Genomic DNA, 22280 nt, shown 5'->3' on the forward strand with positions numbered 1-22280 from the left:
CTTTGTCGATCAGGAAGCGGCGGCCTCGAGGATCACCTGGGCGACGTCTTCGGGGCGCGACCACATCGGCCAATGGCCCGTCGGGAGGTCGACGTACGTCACGGGGAGTTTCGCCAGTTCTGCGGCCATCGGATGACCTCCGTCGGCCATCTGGGCAATCACCGCGGACGGGAACGTGCTGCAAACGACGGTTGACGGCACCTGGTAGCGCTTTTCGTTCGTCAGGACAATCGGCTCACGCGCCGGCCCGGCCGGTTCGGGGACGGCGTTGGCGCGAAACGCCTCGAGAGCCTTCTCGTCGAGTCCTTCGAGGCTGCTGCCGTCTGCTTCAAGTTCTGCCCACGTCGGCAGCGGTATCTCGACGACGTCAGCGGCCAGATCCGGTCGCAGCGCCGCGCCGTCGGGCATGGGACCTGAATCGACGTAGATGATCCGCGCGACCCGATCCGGGATGCGATCGGTTACCGCGTATCCCACCGGGCCGGCGCCGCTGTGCACGACCAGGACCGTACGTTCGTCTGAATCCGATACAGCGTCGATGACTGCGCGGACGTGGGCGTCGAAGGTGACCGCTGATCTATCTGCATCGACGGCGTCGAGTCCGGGCAGCGTCAGGCTGGTCACGCGGGTGGTGTCGGAGCGCTCGAGGTGGGGGAGGACTGCGTCCCAAGCCCATGAGCCGAGCCAGAATCCGGGAACAAGAACGATGTGAGTTTTCATGGACTCACTGTGCAATCAGGTTGGTGACAACAGAGTGTCACCAATTATGTCACTGTTTGGTATCGAAATCTGCGACACTGGTGAACGTGAATCGAGCTGCGAGATTGCACGCTCTCGTCGAAGAGCTTCGGCGACAGGGCGATCGAGGGGCTACGTGTTCCCGATTGTCCGAGGAATTCGGTGTCACCACCCGGACGATCAAGCGGGATATCGAGACTCTGATGATGTCGGGCGCGGCGATCGAGGCGCGCTCGGGCCCCGGGGGTGGATACCGACTCGTAGGTCGCGCCACGCTACCGCCGGTCAATTTCACTGTTCCGCAAGCAGTTTCAATCGCGTTGGCCTTGACGGCGGCCGGTGACGCCCCGTTTGCGCCGGACGGACGAGCAGCTCTGGCGAAACTGCTCGACGTGATGGACGAGGAGAGTCGTCGTAAGGTCGCCGAACTCGGTGGCCGTGTGTGGATTCGCGGCGACGGCGGGGTAGTAGCGGATTCGCGCACGAACCGGCGGGCCGTCGAGCAGGGGCTCGAACAGAGTCGCGTCGTGTCGTTGCACTACGTGGATGGGGACGGTGCGGAGACGGTGCGGGCAGTTGAGCCGCACATTCTGGCGCAGGACCGTGGGCAGTGGTTTCTCATCGGCTGGTGTCGCCAGCGCGACGCGGTGCGGTGGTTTCGACTCGATCGAATGCGTCGGGCCACGCTCACGAACGATCACTTCACACCACGGGATTCGACCCTGTTCGGCCAACCGCCCGAAGACGCTCGGCCTGTAGCCCCACGAAGGTGACCTGTTCAGTCGATCATGTTGCGGGCTGCGGCAACGGAATCCGCGATCAGTTCGGTCAGGACTGCCATGTCGACGTCGCTCAGCCGTTTGACGTACAGGCAGCCCTTGCCGATCTTGTGCTTGCCGAGGCGCGCCAGTGTGTCGGTGTAGTCGTCGAAGTTCAGCGACAAATACAACGTGAGCGCGGTGGCCCTGGGGGAGAACCCGATCAGTGGGGTGTCACCTTCGTGGCCACTCGCATACCGGTAGTGCCGTGCCCCGAAACCGATGATGCTCGAGCCCCACATGACGGCAGGCTCGCCGGTCGCGGCCGACAGCAAGGAGATCAACTCCACGCTGTCGGCACGCTTGCGGTCGTCGACGCGTGAAATGAATGCGTCGACGTCCTCGGGCGTCGGTTGAGTTTTGTTGGCGGTTGCCAACTCAGTAGACCGGACCGGTGAACTTCTCGCCCGGTCCCTTTCCTGGCTCGTCCGGGTGCGAGGAGGCCTCACGGAATGCGCGCTGCAGGGCTTGAAGGCCTTCACGGATGGGTCCGGCGTGGGGGCCGAGGTATTCGACCGACGCAGTCACGAGTCCGGCAAGCGCCGTGATGACTCGACGAGCTTCGTCGAGGTCCAGATAGGGACTGGAAGACGGATCGGCGTCGGAGAGGCCGAGTTTTTCGGCAGCCGAACTCATCAGCATCACTGCGGCGCGGCTGATGACCTCGACCGCGGGAACTTCGGAGAGTTCGCGGACGTCGGGGTTCGCGCCGTCGGTGTTCTGATCTGCCTCGAAGTTCTCACTCATGGTTGTAAGGATTCCATCAGGCTGTGGTCGTGTTGAATCGGGCCTCTCCCGGCAGCACTGGGAGCGGCACCGATTTCTTTCATCTGTGGCGACCTGTTACTCTTGTTGCAACGACCGCCTCCGACTTGTTCGGGGGCAGCAAGTGGAGTCCGACTCCCACCTCTGCACGGCAGGTGAAACTGCAGTTCAGTGGTTCCGGTCACCTGTTATCGGAGATCAATTCTTCGTCAGGTTCCTCGCTCAGTCGAGGAGATAGGTTTCGGCGTGAGCTGGATCTTATGTGATCGGTCGACATCGGGCCCCGCGGATGAGCAATCATCACAGCGGGGCTTTTTTGTTGGGGTGCGGGCGGTACGGGCTGCGTGCGGTCATGAAGACCGCACCGTTCAACCTAGGAGGCCCCATCAGCACTGAGACCCGCATCAACGATCGTATCCGCGTTCCCGAGGTTCGTTTGGTCGGACCTGGCGGGGAACAGGTAGGCATCGTGCGTGTTGAAGATGCACTCCGCTTGGCCCTTGAGGCCGACCTCGACCTGGTCGAGGTAGCTCCTGATGCCCGTCCACCGGTCTGCAAGATCATGGACTACGGCAAGTTCAAGTACGAGGCTGCACAGAAGGCACGTGAGTCACGTAAGAACCAGCAGCTGACGGTCATCAAGGAGCAGAAGCTCCGACCCAAGATCGACGACCACGACTACGAGACCAAGAAGCGCAACGTCGTTCGCTTCCTCGAAGCCGGTTCCAAGGTCAAGGTCACGATCATGTTCCGCGGACGTGAGCAGTCACGCCCCGAACTCGGCTACCGCCTTCTGCAGCGTCTGGGAGCAGACGTCGCAGATCTCGGATTCGTCGAAACCTCGGCAAAGCAGGACGGCCGAAACATGACGATGGTCCTGGCACCGCACAAGGGCGCCAAGACTCGCGTCAAGGCGCAGGAGAGCGCTCAGGCGCCAGTGGCTCAGGCTGCTCCGCGTCCGGCTCCGGCCGCACCGGCTTCCAGTGAAGCAGCTCCGGAAGCACCGGCGACCGGCGATGCCGCTCCCGAGGCTCCGGCCAGCTAGTCGATTTCCCAAGATCCACCACGTAACAAGAACTGAGGACTCCATGCCCAAGATGAAGAGCCACAGCGGCGCCTCGAAGCGATTCAAGGTGTCCGGCAGCGGAAAGCTCATGCGCCAGAAGGCCGGCCGTCGCCACCTTCTCGAGCACAAGTCCAGCAGGGTTACCCGTCGTCTCGACGGTGTCGCTGTTGTCAGCCCTGACGACGCTCCGCGCATCAAGCGCATGCTCGGCATCTGAGTCGCCCCCTTACTGACCACCCGGGGCCGTACTTTCAGCCCCTAGATTGACAGGATTTTTCAAGTGGCACGCGTAAAGAGGGCGGTCAACGCCCAGAAGAAGCGTCGTTCAATTCTTGCTGCATCCAGCGGCTACCGTGGACAGCGTTCGCGTCTGTACACCAAGGCCAAGGAGCAGCAGCTCCACTCGCTCACCTACGCGTACCGCGACCGTCGTGCGCGCAAGGGCGAGTTCCGCAAGCTGTGGATCACGCGTATCAACGCTGCAGCTCGCGCAAACGACATCACGTACAACCGCCTCATCCAGGGCCTGCGTCTGGCAGAGGTCGAGGTCGACCGCAAGATCCTGGCCGAGCTCGCTGTCTCCGATGCCGAGGCCTTTGCCGGCCTGGTCGCACTCGCGAAGGCCGCTCTGCCGGCTGACGTGAACGCTCCTGCCGGAGAAGCAGCCTGATTCACGCATCACAGCAACGGCCCGTGGACCCGCTCACCGAGCGGACTCCGCGGGTCGTTTCTGCTGTCAAGCTCCTGCGCACAGCAGAACGACGCAAAGCAGGACGTTTCCTCGTCGAGGGCGAGAACTCGGTCACCGAACTGTTGAACGGTGCACTCTCGAACGGCGAGGCCCGCCCGGTACACGACCTCTTCTACACCGAGGACGCAGCCGAGCGCTATCAGCACGTCATCGATCGGGCGCTGACCGCTGGAGTTCGTGTTGCTCTTGTGACCGATCGAGCAATCAAAGCTCTGAGCGATACCGTCACGCCGCCCGGTCTCGTTGCCGTCAGCGATCTACTGGATGTACCGCTGAGCGCAGCCGTCCATCAGGAGACCCGCCTGCTCGCAGTGCCGGTCGAGGTCAACGAACCAGGTAACGCGGGCACCGTCATTCGCATCGCCGACGCAGTGGGTGCCGATGCGGCAATCCTCGCCGGTGACAGCGTCGATCCGCACAACGGCAAGGTCGTTCGTTCGTCGGCGGGCAGCCTCTTTCACCTGCCAGTCGTCCGCGATCGAGACACGGTGTCGGTGATCGAGCAGATTCACGCAGCCGGCATTCAGATTCTCGCGACTGCAGCTGACGGCGAGGTCGATCTCGACGAGGCCGACGAGTTGCTGAGCAAGCCGACGGCCTGGCTGTTCGGTAACGAAGCTCACGGTCTCGATCCGGCGATCGCCGCACAGGCTGATCATCGGGTCAGGATTCCGATCCATGGCCGCGCCGAAAGCTTGAACCTCGCGACAGCGGCGGCAATTTGCCTGTACGCAAGCGCGCGGGTGCAAAATCGCGCCACCGATCACGGCTGAAAACGCACGCGAAGACCTCACGGAATCCCATTTGCGGAAGCCTGAGACAATACAAGAGCAGAGACAATGCTCGAGCGAGTTCGAATGCTCGCTCGCAGTACAAGAAGTAAGCAGTACAAGAAGTAAGCAGTACAAGAAGTAAACCGAGAAGCGACAGGAGCGTCACAGCCGTGGCCAAAAATGAGGGCGCGACACCGCCGGAGGTCGACGCGAGTGTACTCACCGAAGAGGCGTTGACCGCTGCGGCTGAGAACGCCGAGAAGGCGCTGGCGGACGCCGCTGACCTGGACGCGCTGGCGCACGTCAAGGTGGAGCACCTGGGGGACAAGTCCCCGATCGCCCTCGCGCGCCGGGGACTCGGCAGCCTTCCGGGCAAGGAAAAGGCGGACGCCGGTAAGCGCGTCAACATCTTCCGCACTCGGATCAACAACGCGTACGACGCTCGTCGTGAGGTCCTCCTCGCCGAGCGTGACGCCGCGGTGTTGGTTGCCGAGGCAATCGACGTCACTCTGCCCTCCGATCGCCACCCCGTCGGGGCGCGTCACCCGATCAGCCTGATTTCCGAGCAGGTCGCCGACGTATTCGTCGCGATGGGTTGGGAAGTTGCCGAGGGTCCGGAGGTGGAGACCGAGCACTTCAACTTCGACGCACTCAACTTCTTGCCGGATCACCCTGCGCGCACGATGCAGGACACCTTCCACCTGGCACCCGAGAACTCTCGCCAGGTGCTGCGTACCCACACCTCGCCGGTGCAGGTCCGCACCATGCTCTCTCGTGAGGTGCCGATCTACGTGGTGTGCCCGGGCCGCACGTTCCGCACCGATGAACTCGATGCGACCCACACGCCTGTCTTCTCGCAGGTCGAAGGCCTGGCCGTCGACAAGGGCCTGACCATGGCCAACCTGCGCGGGACTCTCGACGCGTTCGCTCGTGCCCTTTTCGGCCCCGAGACGCGTACCCGTATGCGCCCCAACTACTTCCCGTTCACGGAACCGTCGGCCGAGGTCGACGTCTGGTTCGCGAACAAGAAGGGCGGCGCCGGCTGGGTCGAGTGGGGCGGCTGCGGCATGGTCAACCCGAACGTTCTGCGCGCCAGCGGTATCGATCCCGACGAGTACTCGGGTTTCGCATTCGGCATGGGCCTCGAGCGGACCCTGCAGTTCCGCAACGGTATCCCGGACATGCGCGACATCGTCGAAGGTGACGTGCGTTTCACGCTGCCCTTCGGTGTCGCAGGCTGACCGATCCGGTCCGCGGAACCTTCACAAAGACTTATCGACAAACGAGAGAGCTGAGCAGACGTGCGAGTAGCGCAATCCTGGCTGACCGAGATCCTGCAGCGGGCAACTCCGGACTGGGAGGTGACCCCGGAAGAGTTGGACGCCGGGTTCGTCCGGGTAGGACTCGAAGTCGAGGAACTCGACACACTCGAGGCGATCGACGGCCCGTTGGTCGTCGGCAAGGTCGTCTCCATCACCGAACTGACCGAGTTCAAGAAGCCGATCCGCTTCTGCCAGGTCGAGGTCGGCGAACCCGAGCCTCGCGGCATCGTCTGTGGCGCGCGCAATTTCAACGAGGGTGACCTCGTCGTCGTTGCGCTGCCCGGCGCGGTGCTGCCCGGCGGATTCGAAATCGCCACTCGCAAGACGTACGGCCAGGTGTCCGACGGCATGATCTGCTCCGTCTCGGAACTCGGTATCGGCAAAGACCATTCGGGCATCTTGGTGCTCGAGCCTGGTACCGCCGAACCCGGCGCCGACGGCAACGAGTTGCTCGGTCTCGGTGACACGATCATCGAACTGAACATCACCCCGGACCGTGGCTACTGCTTCTCGGTCCGCGGTCTCACACGAGAGCTCGCGTGCGGCTTCGATCTCGAATATGCCGATCCCGCTTCGGTTCCCGCGCACCCGGCTGAGGGTGAAGCCTGGCCGGTGCGCCTCGAACCGGAGTCCAAGGCTTCGCGTTTCGTGATGCGGAAGATCACGGGTATCGATCCGCAGGCAGTGAGCCCGTGGTGGCTGCAGCGTCGACTTCTGCTCTCGGGTGTTCGCCCGATCTCGCCGGCCGTCGACGTCACCAACTACGTGATGCTCGAACTCGGCCAACCTCTGCACGCGTTCGATGCGACCTCGGTGCAGGGCGACCTGGTGGTCCGTCGCGCCAAGGCGGGGGAGAAGCTGACGACGCTCGACGACGTCGAACGCACGCTCGATCCCGAAGACGTTGTCATCGCCGACGATTCCGGAGTCATCTCGCTGGCTGCCGTCATGGGCGGCGCAACCACCGAGGTGGGAACGGCAACGACGGACATCCTCCTCGAAGGAGCTACTTGGGATCCGCTCGCAGTCTTCAAGACGGCGCGCCGGCACAAGCTGCCGAGTGAGGCGAGCAAGCGTTTCGAGCGCGTCGTCGATCCGGCGATTCCGCTCGCGGCCGTCGACCGCGCAGCCGCTCTGCTGGTCGAGATTGCCGGCGGACGGATCGAGCCGGTCCTGACCGACGTGGGCGATGTTGCCCCTCGCGCTGCCATTCGCATGGATATCGACCTGCCCGACCGTGTCGCCGGAGTCACGTACCCCAACGGCACCGCAGCTCGCCGCCTCACCCAGGTTGGCTGCAACGTCGAGGTCGGCGTCAGCGAAGAGGGACACGGCCAGTTGGTCGCGACGCCGCCGTCGTGGCGTCCGGACCTGGTGCAGCCTGCGGACCTCGTCGAGGAAGTTCTTCGCCTCGAAGGTCTCGAGCAGATCCCGTCGGTGCTTCCCGCCGCTCCGGCCGGACGCGGATTGACTCCGTCGCAGCGGCGTAAGCGCACGGTGTCGAAGGCCGTGGCTCACGCCGGTTACGTCGAGGTACTTCCTCCGGTCTTCCTGCCCACCAACGTCTTCGACGTCTGGGGCCTCGACGCGGATGATCCGCGCCGCAACACCAGCAAGGTCCTCAACCCGCTCGAAGCCGATCGTCCGGAGTTGGCGACCACGCTGCTCCCGGGTCTGCTGGAGATCCTGGCTCGCAACGCTTCTCGCGGTCAGCGTGATCTTTCGCTGTACGGCATCGCGCAGGTTGTCCTGCCGGGCCCCGATACCAAGCCGGTGGATGCATTGCCGGTGGATCGTCGCCCGACGGACGAGCAGATCGCGAACCTGATCGCGTCGTTGCCGGCTCAGCCCGTGCACATCGCTGCAGTGTTGAGTGGTTTGCGTGAGCCGAGCGGCCCCTGGGGTCCTGGCCGTCAGGCCGAGGCTTCGGACACTTTTGCAGCAGTGCGGGTCATTGCAGCTGCAGCAGGCGTCGAGGTGGAACTGCGTGCGGCGCAGTACCTGCCGTGGCATCCCGGCCGTTGCGCCGAGGTTGTCGTTGACGGCAACGTAGTCGGTCATGCGGGCGAACTGCATCCGGCTGTTCTCGAGCGTGCGGGATTGCCTGCGCGCACTTGTGCACTGGAGATCGACCTCGACGCTTTGCCGTTGGTCGAGAACCTGCCGGCGCCGCGCATTTCGCCCTTCCCCGCAGTGCTCCAGGACGTGGCGGTTGTTGTCGATCGCGATATTCCTGCGGCGAAGGTCCAGGAAGCTCTGCGTTCCGGCGGCGGCGAACTTCTCGAAGACATTCGCCTCTTCGACGTCTTCGAGGGCGAGCAGGTCGGTGAAGGCCGCAAGTCGCTCGCGTTCGCGTTGCGATTCCGTGGTGTCGACCGGACACTGACCGAGGACGAGGCAAGCGCGGCTCGCGATGCCGCGGTCGAGGCTGCCTCCAAGGCCGTCGGTGCGCAGATGCGCGGCTGATTTACTCAACTGATCACAGAGCCCACGTCCACTCCCGGTGGTCGTGGGCTCTGTCGTGTTATCGGTTTTCCGGTGAATCGGTGCGGCTCGGCAACCACACATCCGGGGCGATAGTCGAGGTTCTGCGCCCGTTCTGATCGAGTACGTGACCGAGCAGTTTGCGCAGGTGCAGCACGATGGATCGTTCGGTGACGTAAAGCCCCGAAATCTCCTTGCGCAGACGAATTTCGAATGCATCGAGTTCTGCAGGAGAATGCAGCCACAACTGAACCACCAGGTTGTCGGCGCCCACCACCGCGAAACAGTTTCGGACTTCCGGCGCTCGGCTCAGTAATCGGCCCGCAGTATCGAGAAGTTCGGGTTCGACGCGGCACCACAGTGTGGCGAGCACGGGAAGCCCGGCCAGCGGCCGGGCAAATTCACACCGCAGCGCCACCAACCCCGAAGACGTGAGCCGGTCGATCTGGCGTTTGCACGCAGCCGGACTGACACCGATCGCGTCGGCCAACTCCTTCATGGGAGTGCGCCCGTCGTAGGCGAGGATCGTGAGAACCTTGCGATCCTGTTCGGAAATGCCGGTCGACCGAGCGCGCACGGCAGTACGGTTTCCGCTGGTGGTCAGCACACCCTTCTCGGACGGTGCCAGCGCATTGAGTCTCCATCGCCCACCTTCTGTGAACCAGCGTGTGATGATCGAGGTTCGTGTCGCGAGTACGCCGTCGATCGTTGCGATCTCTTCCGAGATGAAGCGCGACATCGACGCCAAGTCCGCAGTGCCGGCTGTGACGAGCAGATCGGCTCTACCTGTTGATACTTCGATGGTCACGGCGTGGGCCAAGACGGTGAGACGTGCCGCGACGGTGTCGAGAAGTTCTGGTGAGCAATCGATTTCGATGATCGCTGTGACGATGGTGCCCAGCACCTGTGGCCCCGGAGTAACCGTGACCCAGGCCAACGACGATTCGGACAGTCGATTCCAACGCCGGGCGAGAGTCGCGGCGTCGAGTTCGAGTGGGCCGGCCAACGAAAGCCACTTCGATCGCGGTGCGAGCTGCAGCGCATTGATTATCCTCAGATCGATTTCATCTATCCCGCGATCGTTGTCGGCATCGAGTGCGCTCATAACGTCATTATCCTGCACATTGCCGCAAGATTCGAACTATCTGCGACGCTCGATCCATGAGCACAGAGGGCAAGTACGCGCTGATCGGAGCGGGTCCGTCTGGATTGGCCGGCGCGCGAAACCTCGATCGAGCCGGCATAGCGTTCGACGGCTTCGAGAGCCACGACGACGTCGGTGGGCTCTGGGACATCGACAACCCGCACAGCACCGTCTACGAGTCGGCGCACCTCATTTCGTCGAAGGGCACCACCGCATTCGCGGAGTTCCCGATGGCGGATTCGGTTGCCGACTACCCGAGCCACGTCGAACTTGCCGAGTATTTCCGCGACTACGCCGATACCCACGATCTTCGCAGGCACTTTGCCTTCGGCACTACCGTCATCGACGTTTCGCCGGTCGATTCGCTGTGGCAGGTCACCACGCGTAGTCGCAGCGGTGAGACGACAGTCGCGCGGTATCGAGGCGTGATCATCGCGAACGGAACGCTGTCGAAGCCGAACATACCGACGTTCCGGGGCGACTTCACCGGCACGTTGATGCACACGAGCGAGTACCGCAGTGCCGAGATCTTCCGTGGAAAGAGAGTGCTGGTCATCGGAGCGGGCAACAGTGGATGCGACATCGCCGTCGATGCCGTCCACCAGGCCGAGTGCGTCGATTTGAGCGTTCGGCGAGGCTACTACTTCGTCCCCAAGTATCTGTTCGGGCGACCCTCGGACACCTTGAATCAGGGAAAGCCGTTGCCGCCGTGGATCAAACAACGCGTCGACACCTTGGTACTCAAGCAGTTCACGGGAGATCCGGTGCGGTTCGGATTTCCGGCACCGGACTACAAGATCTACGAATCGCATCCGGTCGTGAACTCGTTGATCCTGCACCACATCGGGCACGGTGACGTGCACGTGCGCGCTGACGTCGACCGGTTCGAGGGGAAGACGGTGCGGTTTGTCGACGGATCGTCTGCCGACTACGACGTCGTTCTCTGCGCCACGGGGTATCACCTCGACTATCCCTTCATCGCGCGCGAGGACCTGGACTGGTCGGGCGCTGCCCCGGACCTGTTCCTCAACGTCGCGAGTCGCCGTCACGACAATCTCTTTGTGCTCGGCATGGTCGAAGCATCCGGTCTCGGGTGGCAGGGCCGTTACGAGCAGGCCGAGTTGGTGGCCAAATTGATCACCGCACGCACCGAAGCCCCCGCCGCGGCGCGCGAATTCTCGGCAGCGGCGGCCGGCCCTCCTCCCGATCTGTCCGGGGGATACAAGTACCTGAAGCTGGGACGAATGGCCTACTACGTGAACAAGGACGCCTACCGATCGGCGATCAGACGGCACATCGGACTGCTCGATGCCGCTCTGACGAAGGGAGGTCAGTGATGCCGATCGATGACGTGGTGCTCAACTTCAACCCGGGATCGTTGATGATTCTCAACGTGGTGCTGGCCGCGATCATGCTGGGGATCGCCCTCGACACCTCGGTCGACGACTTCCGTCGTGCGCTCACCAAACCCAAGGCGATGGCGGTGGGTATCGCTGCCCAGTTCCTGCTGCTGCCGGCAGTGACTTTTCTGCTGACGCTGATTCTCTCGCCCGCTCCCTCGGTAGCGCTCGGCATGATCCTGGTGGCGTGCTGCCCGCCGGGCAATATCTCGAATGTCCTGACTCACCGGGCGGGCGGCGACGTCGCACTCTCGGTGTCCATGACGGCGGTGTCGAACGTCTTCGCGATCTTCCTCATGCCGCTCAATCTCGCGTTCTGGGGGAGCCGACGCCCGGAGACCGACGCTCTGTTGCAGTCCGTGAACCTGAATGCGCTCGAGATGGTCGCGCAAATCGCCCTGATCATCGGTGTGCCGTTCGTTCTCGGCATCTGGGCGGCACAAAAGTTCCCGGAGATCGCCGCGAAAGCGCAGCCTTGGGTGAAAAACGGTTCGTTGGTGGCGTTGTTGATCTTCATCGTCGCGGGGGTGTCGGGGAATGCGTCGTACTTCGTCGACTACATCGGGGTGGTACTGCTCGCGGTCTTCTTGCACGACACGGTTGCCCTCGCACTGGGATATTTCTGTGGCGCCGTCACCGGGTTGAACGAACACAGCCGTCGCGCCGTCTCTTTCGAGGTCGGCATCCGCAATGCCGGACTGGGGCTTGGCCTGGTGTTCACGTTCTTCGACGGGCTCGGTGGCATGGCCGTCGTGGCCGGCTGGTGGGGGATCTGGGACATCATCGCCGGGTTGGCTCTGGCGACGATCTGGTCCAAGCGACGCGCCCGAAAGGCGGTACCGGCATGACCGTCGCACTCGTCACGGGCGGGAACGGGTTCCTGGGTACCGCTGTCATCGACGCACTGATCGCGCAGGGCATCACCGTCGTCTGTGTCGACCTCACCGTCAAGGACACGCCGGACGATCGCATCCGCCGCGTTAGGGCGGACGTCTGCGACCCCACAGAATTGGGGCGGGTGTTCGGTCAGTACCGACCGAACGTCGTGATCCACCTTGCGTCCATCGTGAATCCCGGCAAGTACACGACAGCAGAGCAGGAGTACCACGTCGACGTCGACGGGACACGAAACGTGCTCGCGGCCTGCGTCGAACACGGGGTTGGACGGATCGTCGTGTCTTCGTCCGGAGCGGCGTACGGCTACCACTCCGACAACCCACCGTGGATCACCGAGGACGTAGCTGTCCGAGGCAACGACGAATTCACTTACAGTCGCCACAAACGCCTGGTCGAAGAGATGCTCGCCGAATATCGCGTCGAACACCCGGAGTTGGAACAAGTTGTCTTCCGGATCGGCACGATCTTGGGTGAGAGCGTCGACAATCAGATCACCGCGTTGTTCGATCGCCGCAAGCTGCTCAAGGTTGCCGGGAGCGACAGCCCCTTCGTGTTCGTCTGGCACACCGATGTCGCGGGCGCTTTTGCGGAGGCCGTGACCGGAAACCAAGTGGGCATCTTCAACGTCGCGGGCGACGGCGCGTTGACCGTCGACGAGTTGGCTTCCCGGATGGGCAAGCGCACGGTGACGCTTCCTGCATGGCTGTTGCGAGGCGTTCTACGCGTCGGACGGCGATTGGGCGTAACGGAACACGGTCCGGAGCGCGTCGGATTTCTCCAGTACCGACCCGTTCTCGACAATCGGCGGCTCAAGGAACAGTTCGGGTACGTCCCCGAATATTCGAGCGAGGACGCGTTTGCCGCTTACCTCGCCTCACGCCGACCCCTTCGGCAGACAGTCGTGGAAGGATCGGAGTTGTCCGTCGGCATTTCGAGAAGGGACTGACAGTGTCACGAAATGATGGGCCCGAACATGATGGGTCCGAGCACGATGGTTCCGTGCACCAGGTAGTCGAGGCCGCCAGTGCACTCGACGACAAGGACTTCCTCGCGGTCGTCCGCGCAGTGGTCGAGCGTCGTCCGAGCTTGTCGGTCCTTCTTTCCGTGGTGGACACCGCTGCCGCGAGCCTCGAGCCGCACCGTGTAGAGGACGACAACACGATCACCGACGCCGAAGAAGTCGAACTGCCCGACACCGTTGTGGAGGTCGACGAGATCATCGACGTCCCGGTGGTACTTGCGACCGACCCGAGAATTCCCGAACCCGACTACACCGAAGGGGGAGTCCCCACTTTCGACCGTGTTCGGGAGAAGATAGAGGGGCGCTTCGGTACTTCCATAGGTTCGGCCGAATTGGCACACGAGAGTCCTGCCGGAAAGTCCGTCGACGAGCAGTGGGACGAGCGCCAGAAGGCCGCAAAAGCCAAGCTCGAGGAGATCCGGCGATCCATGGGTAAGTAATTATGCATTCCGATGCACAATGATGCATACTGTGTGACATGACTGAAGGTGGTACGACCGAGAACGCACGCAAGCCGATCAGAGTCGCCGTTGCCGGCGCCAGTGGGTACGCCGGTGGTGAGGTTCTGCGTCTGCTCCTCGGGCACCCGTCCTACGCCGACGGCAGTCTGGTGATCGGTTCGCTGACCGCCGGTGGCAACGCCGGTTCGACGCTCGGTGAGCATCATCCGCACTTGCTCCCACTCTCTTCGCGGGTACTCGAAGAGACCACTGTCGAAATCCTCTCGGGTCACGACGTCGTCTTCCTCGGTCTCCCACACGGAAATTCGGCTCAGTACGCCAAGTTGCTGCCCGAGTCGACGGTCATCATCGACTGCGGCGCGGACTTCCGGCTGCAGGATCCCGCAGCCTGGGAGAAGTACTACAAGAGCACTCATGCCGGTACCTGGCCATACGGTCTTCCTGAATTGCCCGGTGCCCGTGAGAAATTGGTAGGCGCAACCCGCATTGCCGTTCCGGGCTGCTACCCGACGGCAGCGAGCCTCGCGCTGGCCCCCGCCGTTGCCGCGGGGATCGTGGAGTCGCACGTGAACGTGGTTGCGGTCAGTGGCACTTCGGGCGCCGGCCGGGCGCCGAAGGCCGATCTGCTGGGTTCCGAGGTCATGGGCTCCGTCCGCGCATACGGTGTCGGAGGTGTCCATCGCCACACCCCTGAGATCATTCAGAATCTTTCGGCCGCAGGCGGCAAGGACATCAGTGTTTCTTTCACTCCAGTCCTCGCGCCCATGCCGCGCGGCATCCTCGCGACCTGCACGGCAGCCACCACGGCCACCGAAGAGCAAGCGCGCGAAATCTACGAAAAGGCATACAACGACGAGCCGTTCATCCACGTGCTGCCTGCCGGAGTCTTCCCGCAGACCGGTGCCGTGATCGGATCCAATGCCGTGCAGATCGGGGTCACCGTTGACGCCGACGCCGGTCAGCTCGTTGTCATCTCGGCAATCGACAATCTCACCAAGGGCACCGCCGGTGGCGCGGTGCAATCGATGAATCTCGCCCTTGGCCTACCCGAGACCGCAGGTCTCTCTACCGTGGGAGTAGCTCCGTGAGCACCGACAATCCGCAGCAGATCGACAACGCAACCGAGCCTGACGCGACAGTTGCAGACGTGGTTCACGTCGCCGGGGGACGTCTGCTCCGCACACAGGGCGTTACCGCACCTGCCGGATTCCGCGGTGCCGGAATTGCTGCCGGTATCAAGAAGAGTGGCAAGTCGGACCTCGCATTGGTGCTCAACGAGGGACCCGATCTGGCCGCTGCCGGCGTCTTCACCCTGAACAAGGTCAAGGCTGCTCCGGTGCTGTGGTCTCAGCAGGTTTTGACGACGGGCAAGCTGCGCGCGGTCGTGCTCAACTCGGGCGGCGCAAACGCGTGTACCGGCGCGGGTGGATTCCAGGATGCGCACAAGACTGCCGAGGAAGTTGCCTCGGCACTGAGCAACTGGGGAACCGAGACGGGCGCGATCGAGGTCGCCGTCTGTTCGACCGGCCTGATCGGTGACCGCTTGCCCATGGACAAGGTGATCCCCGGTGTCACCGAGGTAGTGCACGAACTCGCCGGCGGAATCTCCGGCGGTACCGACGCGGCGTACGCGATCATGACCACCGATACCGTGCCGAAGCAGGCGTCGCTGCACCACGCGAACAAGTGGAACGTCGGCGGAATGGCCAAGGGTGCAGGCATGCTCGCGCCCGCACTGGCGACGATGCTGTGCGTCGTCACGACCGATGCTGTCGCAACGGCCGAGCAGCTCGATACCGCTCTGCGCGCCGCCACCCACCTGAGCTTCGATCGCCTCGACGTCGACGGCGCCACGTCCACCAACGACACGGTGCTCCTGTTGGCCTCCGGCGCCAGCGGTGTCACACCGACCCAGGACGAACTCAACGCCGCGGTCTTCGCAGTGTGCGACGATCTCGCGGATCAGTTGATGGCAGACGCCGAGGGCGTCACCAAGCGGGTCAAGGTGACGGTTCGCGGCGCAGCGTCCGAGTCCGATGCGTTGATCGGCGCCCGCACCATCGCCCGCGACAGCCTGGTCAAGACGGCACTGTTCGGATCCGATCCGAACTGGGGCCGCGTCCTCGCAGCAGTGGGTATCGCTCCCATCGAGCTCGATCCCGATCGAATCAGTGTGTCCTTCAACGGGAGTCCCGTCTGCATCGACGGCGTCGGCGCTCCGGGAGCGCGTGAGGTGGACCTGAGCGGGATCGACATCGAACTCGACATCGACCTGGGAATCGGCAACGAGTCCGTGAGCATTCGCACCACGGACCTCTCGCACGCGTACGTCGAAGAGAACTCGGCGTACTCGTCATGACCGAGACGTATCCCGTGATCAGCGAGCATCAGAAGGCGCATGTCCTCGCCGACGCGCTGCCGTGGCTGCAGCGATTCCGAGACAAGGTGGTCGTGGTCAAGTACGGCGGAAACGCCATGATCGACGAGACACTGAAGACCGCCTTCGCCGCGGACATGGCGTTCCTGAGGACTGTCGGCATCCACCCCGTCGTCGTGCACGGCGGCGGCCCGCAGATCAACGCGATGCTGGCACGCCTTGGCATGAAGGGTGAGTTTCGCGGTGGTTTCCGGGTCACGACGCCCGAGGTGATGGACGTCGTCCGGATGGTGCTCTTCGGTCAAGTGGGCCGTGAACTCGTCGGCCTGATCAACGCGCACGGTCCGTACGCGGTCGGTATCTCCGGTGAAGATGCGCACCTGTTCACCGCTACTCGACGCACTGTTGCGGTCGAGGGGGAGCAGACCGACATCGGCCTGGTCGGAGACGTCACCACCGTGAACCCAGACGCGGTACTCGATCTCATTGCGGCAGGACGCATTCCGGTAGTCTCGACCATCGCGCCCGATGCCGACGGCGTCGTCCACAACATCAACGCCGATACCGCTGCTGCCGCACTGGCCGAGGCGATCGGTGCCGAGAAGCTCGTTGTCCTCACCGACGTCGAAGGCCTGTACACCGATTGGCCGGACCGATCCTCGCTGGCCACCGAAATCGACACCGACGCCCTTGCCCAGTTGTTGCCGAGTCTCGATGCCGGCATGGTGCCAAAGATGGAGGCCTGCCTTCGCGCGGTGCGCGGAGGTGTGCCGTCGGCGCACGTGATCGACGGCCGGCTCGAACATTCAGTCCTACTCGAACTTTTCACCGGTGAAGGAATCGGCACGATGGTCGTGCCCGGCTCCTCGGTCGCCGGTCCCCAGCAGGGAGCTACTTCATGAGCACGATCGATCTGCAGCAGCGGTGGTCCGCTTCGCTGATGAACAATTACGGCGTACCCCGGGTTGCTCTCGTCCGCGGTGACGGCGCCGTACTCACCGACGCCGACGGCAAGCAGTACGTCGACTTCCTTGCCGGAATCGCCGTCAACATCCTCGGACACGGACATCCGGCCGTCGTCGAAGCCGTCACTACTCAGTTGTCGACACTCGGCCATGTTTCCAACCTGTACGCCAGCGAGCCGGTCGTCGAGTTGGCGGAGCAGTTGCTCGCTCATCTCGGCAACGTCACCGGGCGCGCGTTCTTCTGCAACTCCGGTACCGAGGCGAACGAGGCTGCCTTCAAGCTCGCACGCGCTACTGGCCGGAAGAAGATCATCGCGGCCGAGGGCTCTTTCCACGGTCGCACGATGGGGGCACTCGCTCTGACGGGTCAGCCGGCCAAGCGGGCGCCGTTCGAACCGATGCCCGCCGGTGTCGAGTTCGTGCCGTACGGCGATGTCGAGGCACTGGAGCGGGCAGTCGATTCCGACACCGCTGCTGTGTTCCTCGAACCGATCATGGGTGAGGGCGGCGTCGTGGTGCCACCCGAGGGATACCTCGTCGAGGCTCGGCGGATCACCGCCGAACGCGGGGCGCTGCTCGTACTCGACGAAGTTCAGACCGGCATCGGCCGGACCGGCTGGTTCTACGCACATCAGGCAGTCGGCATCGTGCCGGACGTCATCACTCTTGCGAAGGGACTCGGCGGCGGAATGCCGATCGGCGCCTGCATCGCGACCGGAGCAACGGCAGAGTTCTTCGGACCGGGCAAGCACGGTACGACGTTCGGTGGCAATCCGGTGTGCGCTGCGGCGGCGCTTGCCGTGCTGAAAACCATTGCAGCGGAAGACCTGATCTCACGCGCCGACAGCTTGGGCAAATCGATCTCGGCGGGCATCGAAGATCTGGGCCATCCGTTGGTCGACTACGTACGGGGATCGGGACTGTTGCTGGGTGTCGTGCTGACCGAGGACGTCGCGCCGGCGGTGGAAAATGCCGCGCGCGAAGCCGGGTACCTTGTGAATGCAGCGCAACCCGGAGTGATCCGGTTGGCGCCGCCGCTCATCCTCACGGATGAGCAGGCCGAAACCTTCGTGGCAGCACTACCTGCCATCTTCGACAGTGCACTATCGGCTGACCAGCCGGGGGAGAAGTGACTACCGTGGTGAAACACTTTCTCAGGGACGACGATCTGACTCCGGCGCAGCAGGCCGAAGTTCTGGAACTCGCTGCGATTCTCAAGAAGGACCCGTTCGCTCGGCGTCCACTCGAGGGTCCTCGCGGAGTCGGCGTCATCTTCGAGAAGAACTCGACGCGTACACGTTTCTCGTTCGAGATGGGCATCGCGCAGATGGGCGGCCACGCCGTCGTCGTCGACGGGCGCAGTACCCAACTCGGTCGTGAAGAGACGTTGGCGGACACCGGACGCGTACTCTCCCGCTATGTCGACGCCGTCGTGTGGCGCACGTTCGGCCAGAAGCGCTTGGAGCAAATGGCAACGGGTGCAACGATTCCCATCGTCAATGCGTTGTCCGACGAATTTCATCCCTGTCAGGTTCTGGCCGATCTGCAAACGCTGATCGAGCAGAAGGGTGAGCTCAAGGGACTGAAGCTGACCTACCTGGGCGACGGCGCCAACAACATGGCTCACTCGCTGATGCTCGGCGGAGTCACCGCAGGCATCGACGTCACCATCGCAAGTCCCGCTGGCTTCGAACCGGCGGACTGGGTAGTAGCAGCAGCGCGCACACGCGCCGCGGAAACCGGTGCAACCATCACGCTGACGCAGGACCCGCAGGCCGGCGTCGTCGGTGCCGACGCGTTGGTCACCGATACCTGGACCTCGATGGGTCAGGAGAACGACGGGCTCGATCGGGTCGGACCTTTCCGCCCGTTCCAGATCAACAAGGAACTGCTCGCCAAAGCAGATCCGAAGGCTGTCGTCCTGCACTGCCTGCCGGCCCATCGCGGCGAAGAGGTCACCGACGAGGTTCTCGACGGACCCCAGAGCGTCGTCTGGGACGAGGCGGAGAACCGTCTGCACGCCCAGAAGGCGTTGCTCGTGTGGCTGCTGGAACAGCGAACCCAACTGGACCAGGCGTGAGCGTCGCTCCCACTCGGGCCGGTCGCCAGTCGCGCATCATCGCGCTGCTGGCGGCGCATCCCGTCCGAAGTCAGACGGAGTTGGCGGCGTTGCTCGGTGCCGAGGGCATCGAAGCGACGCAGGCCACCCTCTCGCGTGACCTCGAAGAGCTGGGAGCGGTGAAACTGCGTGCCGCCGACGGCGGCGCCGGTGTTTACGTGGTGCCGGAGGACGGGAACCCGGTACGCGGTGTGTCCGGCGGTACCGACCGCCTCTCACGGCTGTTGGGTGAGCTGTTGGTCTCCACCGATTTCAGCGGCAACATGGCGGTTCTCCGGACACCGCCGGGAGCCGCGCACTACCTCGCGAGCGCACTGGATCGGTCCTCGATGCCCGACATCGTGGGAACGATCGCCGGAGATGACACCATCTTCGTGGTGGCCCGAGAACCGCTTTCCGGAGCGGAACTCGCGGCCATGATCGAATCGCTCGCCTGACCCCTTATTCTTTGATAGAGATTTTCAACCGAAGGAGCACAAAAACCATGGCCGATCGCGTCGTACTCGCCTACTCGGGCGGGCTGGACACTTCTGTTGCCATCAGTTGGATCGGTAAGGAGACGGGCGCTGAAGTTGTCGCCGTCGCCATCGATCTGGGGCAGGGTGGCGAGGACATGGAGGTCGTGCGTCAGCGCGCGATCGACTGCGGCGCAGTCGAATCCGTTGTCGTCGACGCCCGCGACGAGTTCGCGGACGAGTACTGCCTGCCGACCATTGCGGCCAACGCCCTCTACATGGACCGCTACCCGCTGGTCTCGGCCATCAGCCGTCCGCTGATCGTCAAGCACATCGTCGAAGCTGCACGCTCGCACGGCGGCACCATCGTCTCGCACGGTTGCACCGGTAAGGGCAACGACCAGGTTCGCTTCGAGGTCGGATTCGGCGCCCTCGCGCCCGACCTTCAGGTCATCGCACCGGTCCGCGACTACGCCTGGACCCGCGAGAAGGCCATCGCTTTCGCCGAAGAGAACAACATCCCAATCAACGTCTCCAAGAAGTCGCCGTTCTCGATCGACCAGAACGTCTGGGGCCGCGCCGTCGAAACCGGCTTCCTCGAGGATCTGTGGAACGCACCGACGAAGGACGTCTACGACTACACCCAGGACCCGACGGTCAACTGGAACGCGCCCGACGAGCTCATCATCAGCTTCGACAAGGGTCGCCCGGTTGCCATCGACGGCCGCCCCGTGTCGGTTCTCGAAGCGATTCAGGAACTGAACAAGCGCGCAGGCGCTCAGGGTGTCGGTCGCCTCGACGTCGTCGAGGACCGTCTCGTGGGCATCAAGAGCCGTGAGATCTACGAAGCTCCCGGAGCCATGGTTCTCATCACCGCGCACCAGGAACTCGAGCACGTCACCCTCGAACGCGAACTCGGTCGCTACAAGCGTCAGATGGAGCAGCGTTGGTCCGAGCTGGTCTACGACGGCCTCTGGTTCTCGCCCCTCAAGGACGCACTGGATACGTTCGTCAACAAGACGCAGGAGCGCGTCACCGGCGACATTCGTCTCTTCCTGCACGGTGGAGCCATCACCGTCAACGGTCGTCGTAGCCCCGAGTCGCTCTACGACTTCAACCTCGCGACGTACGACGAGGGCGACAGCTTCGACCAGTCCGCATCGAAGGGCTTCGTCGAGATCCACGGTCTGTCGTCGAAGGTCGCCGCGAAGCGCGATCTGGGACTCTGAGCCATGACGGCTCACGGTGACGGAGACGCTCAGAAACACGGCACCAACGAAGGCGCGCTGTGGGGCGGACGGTTCGAGTCCGGACCGGCCGCTGCCATGGCGGCGCTGAGCAAGTCGACTCACTTCGACTGGGTCCTCGCTCCGTACGACGTGCGGGCGTCGCAGGCGCATGCTCGCGTACTGAACAAGGCAGGCCTGCTCAGCGAGGCCGACCTCGCGACAATGCTCGACGGTCTCGACCGTCTGGCGGCAGATGTTGACAGTGGCGCCTTCGGACCGAGTGATTCGGACGAGGACGTACACGGCGCACTCGAACGCGGTCTGATCGAGCGTGTCGGGCCTGAGGTCGGCGGACGCCTGCGTGCTGGTCGTTCGCGAAACGACCAGGTGGCCACGCTGTTCCGAATGTGGCTTCGGGATGCGGTTCGCCGCATCTCCACCGGCGTTCTCGACGTGGTCGACGCATTGGCGACTCAGGCCGGGGCTCACCCGGATGCCGTGATGCCGGGCAAGACGCACCTGCAGGCTGCTCAACCGGTCTTGTTGGCACATCACCTGCTCGCCCATGCGCATCCGCTGTTGCGCGACGTGCAACGTCTTCGCGACTTCGACGTACGAGCTGCGGTGTCCCCGTACGGTTCCGGTGCACTCGCCGGTTCCTCGCTCGGTCTCGACCCCGAAGCCATTGCAGCGGAATTGAAGTTCGACAGCTCGGCCGAGAACTCGATCGACGCAACCGCTTCGCGTGATTTTGCGGCCGAGGCAGCGTTCGTGCTTGCGATGATCGGTGTCGATCTCTCACGCATGGCGGAAGAGATCATCATCTGGAGCACACCGGAATTCGGCTACATCACGCTTGCCGACGCGTGGTCGACAGGTTCGTCGATCATGCCGCAGAAGAAGAATCCGGATGTCTCGGAACTCACGCGCGGTAAGTCTGGTCGTTTGATCGGTAACCTCACCGGCCTGCTGGCGACGCTCAAGGCTCAGCCGCTGGCGTACAACCGCGATCTGCAAGAGGACAAGGAACCGGTCTTCGACTCGGTTGCGCAGCTGGAGATGTTGCTCCCGGCCATCACCGGCCTGGTGCAGACTCTCGAGTTCCACACCGCGCGTATGGCGGAACTTGCTCCGGCAGGGTTCACGTTGGCCACCGACATCGCGGAGTGGATGGTGCGCCAGGGCGTGCCGTTCCGGGTTGCACACGAGGCTGCTGGAGCGTGTGTGCGTGTCGCCGAAGCGCGAGGCGTCGGACTCGAAGATCTCACGGACGAGGAACTGGCCGGCGTCGACAGCGCGCTGACACCCGCTGTTCGTGAGGTGCTGACAGTCGAGGGTTCCATCGCTTCGCGTAATGCGCGAGGCGGCACCGCGGGGGTGCGGGTAGCAGAACAGTTGGACGGAGTCCGAGCAGTGGCCCAGTCGCTGCGGGAATGGACCCTCTGACCTTGCGGTCACGAGTGTTTCCTCTCTCTTTTCGGCAGTAGTCCTTCGG

Annotated in this window: 23 protein-coding genes; 19 read left to right on the plus strand and 4 right to left on the minus strand. The window is 63.6% G+C overall.

Features of this window, described 5'->3' with window-relative positions:
* Window positions 1-9: 9 nt before the first annotated feature.
* Window positions 10-720 carry an alpha/beta fold hydrolase gene (locus tag B0E55_RS25385; protein WP_080910701.1) on the minus strand — a complete coding sequence of 237 codons (711 nt, stop codon included), beginning with the start codon at window positions 718-720 and terminating at the stop codon, window positions 10-12.
* A gap of 80 nt (window positions 721-800) precedes the next feature.
* Between B0E55_RS25385 and B0E55_RS25390 the strand changes: the two genes are divergently transcribed.
* On the plus strand, window positions 801-1511 hold the full coding sequence (locus B0E55_RS25390) for a helix-turn-helix transcriptional regulator (protein ID WP_019748619.1): 711 nt from the start codon (window positions 801-803) through the stop codon (window positions 1509-1511).
* A gap of 5 nt (window positions 1512-1516) precedes the next feature.
* On the opposite strand, the gene B0E55_RS25395 is transcribed toward B0E55_RS25390, so the two are convergent.
* A complete protein-coding gene (locus tag B0E55_RS25395; protein WP_019748618.1) occupies window positions 1517-1933 on the minus strand; it encodes a DUF1801 domain-containing protein in 417 nt (138 codons plus the stop codon).
* Window position 1934: 1 nt separating this feature from the next.
* Entirely contained in the window at window positions 1935-2303 is a 369-nt protein-coding gene (locus B0E55_RS25400) for a DUF1844 domain-containing protein (RefSeq protein WP_020907885.1), read from the minus strand.
* 370 nt (window positions 2304-2673) lie between these two features.
* Here B0E55_RS25400 and infC point away from each other — a divergent pair, with 370 nt between their 5' ends.
* From infC to pheT, 6 genes are all read left to right on the plus strand, one after another.
* Entirely contained in the window at window positions 2674-3366 is a 693-nt protein-coding gene (gene infC / locus B0E55_RS25405) for a translation initiation factor IF-3 (protein ID WP_003944008.1), read from the plus strand.
* Between the two features lie 43 nt (window positions 3367-3409).
* Window positions 3410-3604, plus strand: coding sequence for a 50S ribosomal protein L35 (rpmI, locus tag B0E55_RS25410; RefSeq protein WP_003944043.1), 195 nt, complete (start codon window positions 3410-3412; stop codon window positions 3602-3604).
* Between the two features lie 63 nt (window positions 3605-3667).
* Entirely contained in the window at window positions 3668-4057 is a 390-nt protein-coding gene (gene rplT, locus B0E55_RS25415) for a 50S ribosomal protein L20 (RefSeq protein ID WP_019748616.1), read from the plus strand.
* A gap of 23 nt (window positions 4058-4080) precedes the next feature.
* Window positions 4081-4911: a TrmH family RNA methyltransferase gene (locus tag B0E55_RS25420; RefSeq protein WP_020969726.1), complete on the plus strand. Its 831-nt coding sequence runs from the start codon at window positions 4081-4083 to the stop codon at window positions 4909-4911.
* Window positions 4912-5081: 170 nt separating this feature from the next.
* Window positions 5082-6152 carry a phenylalanine--tRNA ligase subunit alpha gene (gene pheS / locus B0E55_RS25425; RefSeq protein ID WP_003944109.1) on the plus strand — a complete coding sequence of 357 codons (1071 nt, stop codon included), beginning with the start codon at window positions 5082-5084 and terminating at the stop codon, window positions 6150-6152.
* A gap of 60 nt (window positions 6153-6212) precedes the next feature.
* A complete protein-coding gene (gene pheT, locus B0E55_RS25430) occupies window positions 6213-8699 on the plus strand; it encodes a phenylalanine--tRNA ligase subunit beta (RefSeq protein WP_019748615.1) in 2487 nt (828 codons plus the stop codon).
* A 58-nt stretch (window positions 8700-8757) separates the two neighbouring features.
* Here pheT and B0E55_RS25435 read toward each other — a convergent pair whose 3' ends face one another.
* Window positions 8758-9822, minus strand: a complete 1065-nt coding sequence (locus B0E55_RS25435; protein ID WP_080910702.1) for an Lrp/AsnC family transcriptional regulator — start codon at window positions 9820-9822, stop codon at window positions 8758-8760.
* 56 nt (window positions 9823-9878) lie between these two features.
* On the opposite strand from B0E55_RS25435, the gene B0E55_RS25440 reads away from it, so the two are divergent.
* From B0E55_RS25440 to argH, 12 genes are read left to right on the plus strand one after another with little or no spacing between them, the layout of a single operon-like run.
* Window positions 9879-11198 (plus strand): flavin-containing monooxygenase, encoded by a 1320-nt coding sequence (locus tag B0E55_RS25440; protein WP_080910703.1) that lies wholly within the window; start codon window positions 9879-9881, stop codon window positions 11196-11198.
* On the plus strand, window positions 11198-12109 hold the full coding sequence (locus B0E55_RS25445; protein WP_080910704.1) for a bile acid:sodium symporter family protein: 912 nt from the start codon (window positions 11198-11200) through the stop codon (window positions 12107-12109). Before B0E55_RS25440 ends, B0E55_RS25445 begins: the two co-directional genes overlap by 1 nt.
* Window positions 12106-13104, plus strand: coding sequence for an SDR family oxidoreductase (locus B0E55_RS25450; RefSeq protein WP_080910705.1), 999 nt, complete (start codon window positions 12106-12108; stop codon window positions 13102-13104). The genes B0E55_RS25445 and B0E55_RS25450 overlap by 4 nt, the downstream gene beginning before the upstream one ends.
* Before the next feature lie 53 nt (window positions 13105-13157).
* A complete protein-coding gene (locus tag B0E55_RS25455; RefSeq protein ID WP_021344370.1) occupies window positions 13158-13619 on the plus strand; it encodes a hypothetical protein in 462 nt (153 codons plus the stop codon).
* Between the two features lie 38 nt (window positions 13620-13657).
* Window positions 13658-14728: an N-acetyl-gamma-glutamyl-phosphate reductase gene (gene argC / locus B0E55_RS25460; RefSeq protein WP_046378619.1), complete on the plus strand. Its 1071-nt coding sequence runs from the start codon at window positions 13658-13660 to the stop codon at window positions 14726-14728.
* Between the two features lie 20 nt (window positions 14729-14748).
* A complete protein-coding gene (gene argJ, locus B0E55_RS25465) occupies window positions 14749-15999 on the plus strand; it encodes a bifunctional glutamate N-acetyltransferase/amino-acid acetyltransferase ArgJ (RefSeq protein ID WP_051253176.1) in 1251 nt (416 codons plus the stop codon).
* Window positions 15996-16919, plus strand: a complete 924-nt coding sequence (argB, locus tag B0E55_RS25470) for an acetylglutamate kinase (RefSeq protein ID WP_019748607.1) — start codon at window positions 15996-15998, stop codon at window positions 16917-16919. Before argJ ends, argB begins: the two co-directional genes overlap by 4 nt.
* On the plus strand, window positions 16916-18115 hold the full coding sequence (locus B0E55_RS25475; RefSeq protein ID WP_070797303.1) for an acetylornithine transaminase: 1200 nt from the start codon (window positions 16916-16918) through the stop codon (window positions 18113-18115). Before argB ends, B0E55_RS25475 begins: the two co-directional genes overlap by 4 nt.
* A complete protein-coding gene (gene argF / locus B0E55_RS25480; protein ID WP_019748605.1) occupies window positions 18112-19062 on the plus strand; it encodes an ornithine carbamoyltransferase in 951 nt (316 codons plus the stop codon). Before B0E55_RS25475 ends, argF begins: the two co-directional genes overlap by 4 nt.
* Complete coding sequence (locus tag B0E55_RS25485; protein WP_019748604.1) at window positions 19059-19538, plus strand: arginine repressor; 480 nt, start codon at window positions 19059-19061, stop codon at window positions 19536-19538. Before argF ends, B0E55_RS25485 begins: the two co-directional genes overlap by 4 nt.
* 47 nt (window positions 19539-19585) lie before the next feature.
* Complete coding sequence (locus tag B0E55_RS25490) at window positions 19586-20785, plus strand: argininosuccinate synthase (RefSeq protein WP_007736221.1); 1200 nt, start codon at window positions 19586-19588, stop codon at window positions 20783-20785.
* Window positions 20786-20788: 3 nt separating this feature from the next.
* Window positions 20789-22231, plus strand: coding sequence for an argininosuccinate lyase (gene argH / locus B0E55_RS25495; RefSeq protein WP_021344365.1), 1443 nt, complete (start codon window positions 20789-20791; stop codon window positions 22229-22231).
* Window positions 22232-22280 lie beyond the last annotated feature (49 nt).

It is taken from the genome of Rhodococcus sp. 66b (genome assembly GCF_002076325.1).
GTDB lineage: Bacteria > Actinomycetota > Actinomycetes > Mycobacteriales > Mycobacteriaceae > Rhodococcus_F > Rhodococcus_F erythropolis.

What these genes read in the sequence shown, in the direction of transcription:
- B0E55_RS25440 (WP_080910703.1), top strand. Translation starts at nt 9,879, where the DNA reads ATGAGCACAGAGGGCAAGTACGCGCTGATCGGAGCGGGTCCGTCTGGA.
- B0E55_RS25400 (WP_020907885.1), bottom strand. Translation starts at nt 2,303, where the DNA reads ATGAGTGAGAACTTCGAGGCAGATCAGAACACCGACGGCGCGAACCCC.
- B0E55_RS25435 (WP_080910702.1), bottom strand. Translation starts at nt 9,822, where the DNA reads ATGAGCGCACTCGATGCCGACAACGATCGCGGGATAGATGAAATCGAT.
- B0E55_RS25490 (WP_007736221.1), top strand. Translation starts at nt 19,586, where the DNA reads ATGGCCGATCGCGTCGTACTCGCCTACTCGGGCGGGCTGGACACTTCT.
- rpmI (WP_003944043.1), top strand. Translation starts at nt 3,410, where the DNA reads ATGCCCAAGATGAAGAGCCACAGCGGCGCCTCGAAGCGATTCAAGGTG.
- B0E55_RS25385 (WP_080910701.1), bottom strand. Translation starts at nt 720, where the DNA reads ATGAAAACTCACATCGTTCTTGTTCCCGGATTCTGGCTCGGCTCATGG.
- argH (WP_021344365.1), top strand. Translation starts at nt 20,789, where the DNA reads ATGACGGCTCACGGTGACGGAGACGCTCAGAAACACGGCACCAACGAA.
- argC (WP_046378619.1), top strand. Translation starts at nt 13,658, where the DNA reads ATGACTGAAGGTGGTACGACCGAGAACGCACGCAAGCCGATCAGAGTC.
- argB (WP_019748607.1), top strand. Translation starts at nt 15,996, where the DNA reads ATGACCGAGACGTATCCCGTGATCAGCGAGCATCAGAAGGCGCATGTC.
- B0E55_RS25450 (WP_080910705.1), top strand. Translation starts at nt 12,106, where the DNA reads ATGACCGTCGCACTCGTCACGGGCGGGAACGGGTTCCTGGGTACCGCT.
- B0E55_RS25445 (WP_080910704.1), top strand. Translation starts at nt 11,198, where the DNA reads ATGCCGATCGATGACGTGGTGCTCAACTTCAACCCGGGATCGTTGATG.
- infC (WP_003944008.1), top strand. Translation starts at nt 2,674, where the DNA reads ATGAAGACCGCACCGTTCAACCTAGGAGGCCCCATCAGCACTGAGACC.
- B0E55_RS25475 (WP_070797303.1), top strand. Translation starts at nt 16,916, where the DNA reads ATGAGCACGATCGATCTGCAGCAGCGGTGGTCCGCTTCGCTGATGAAC.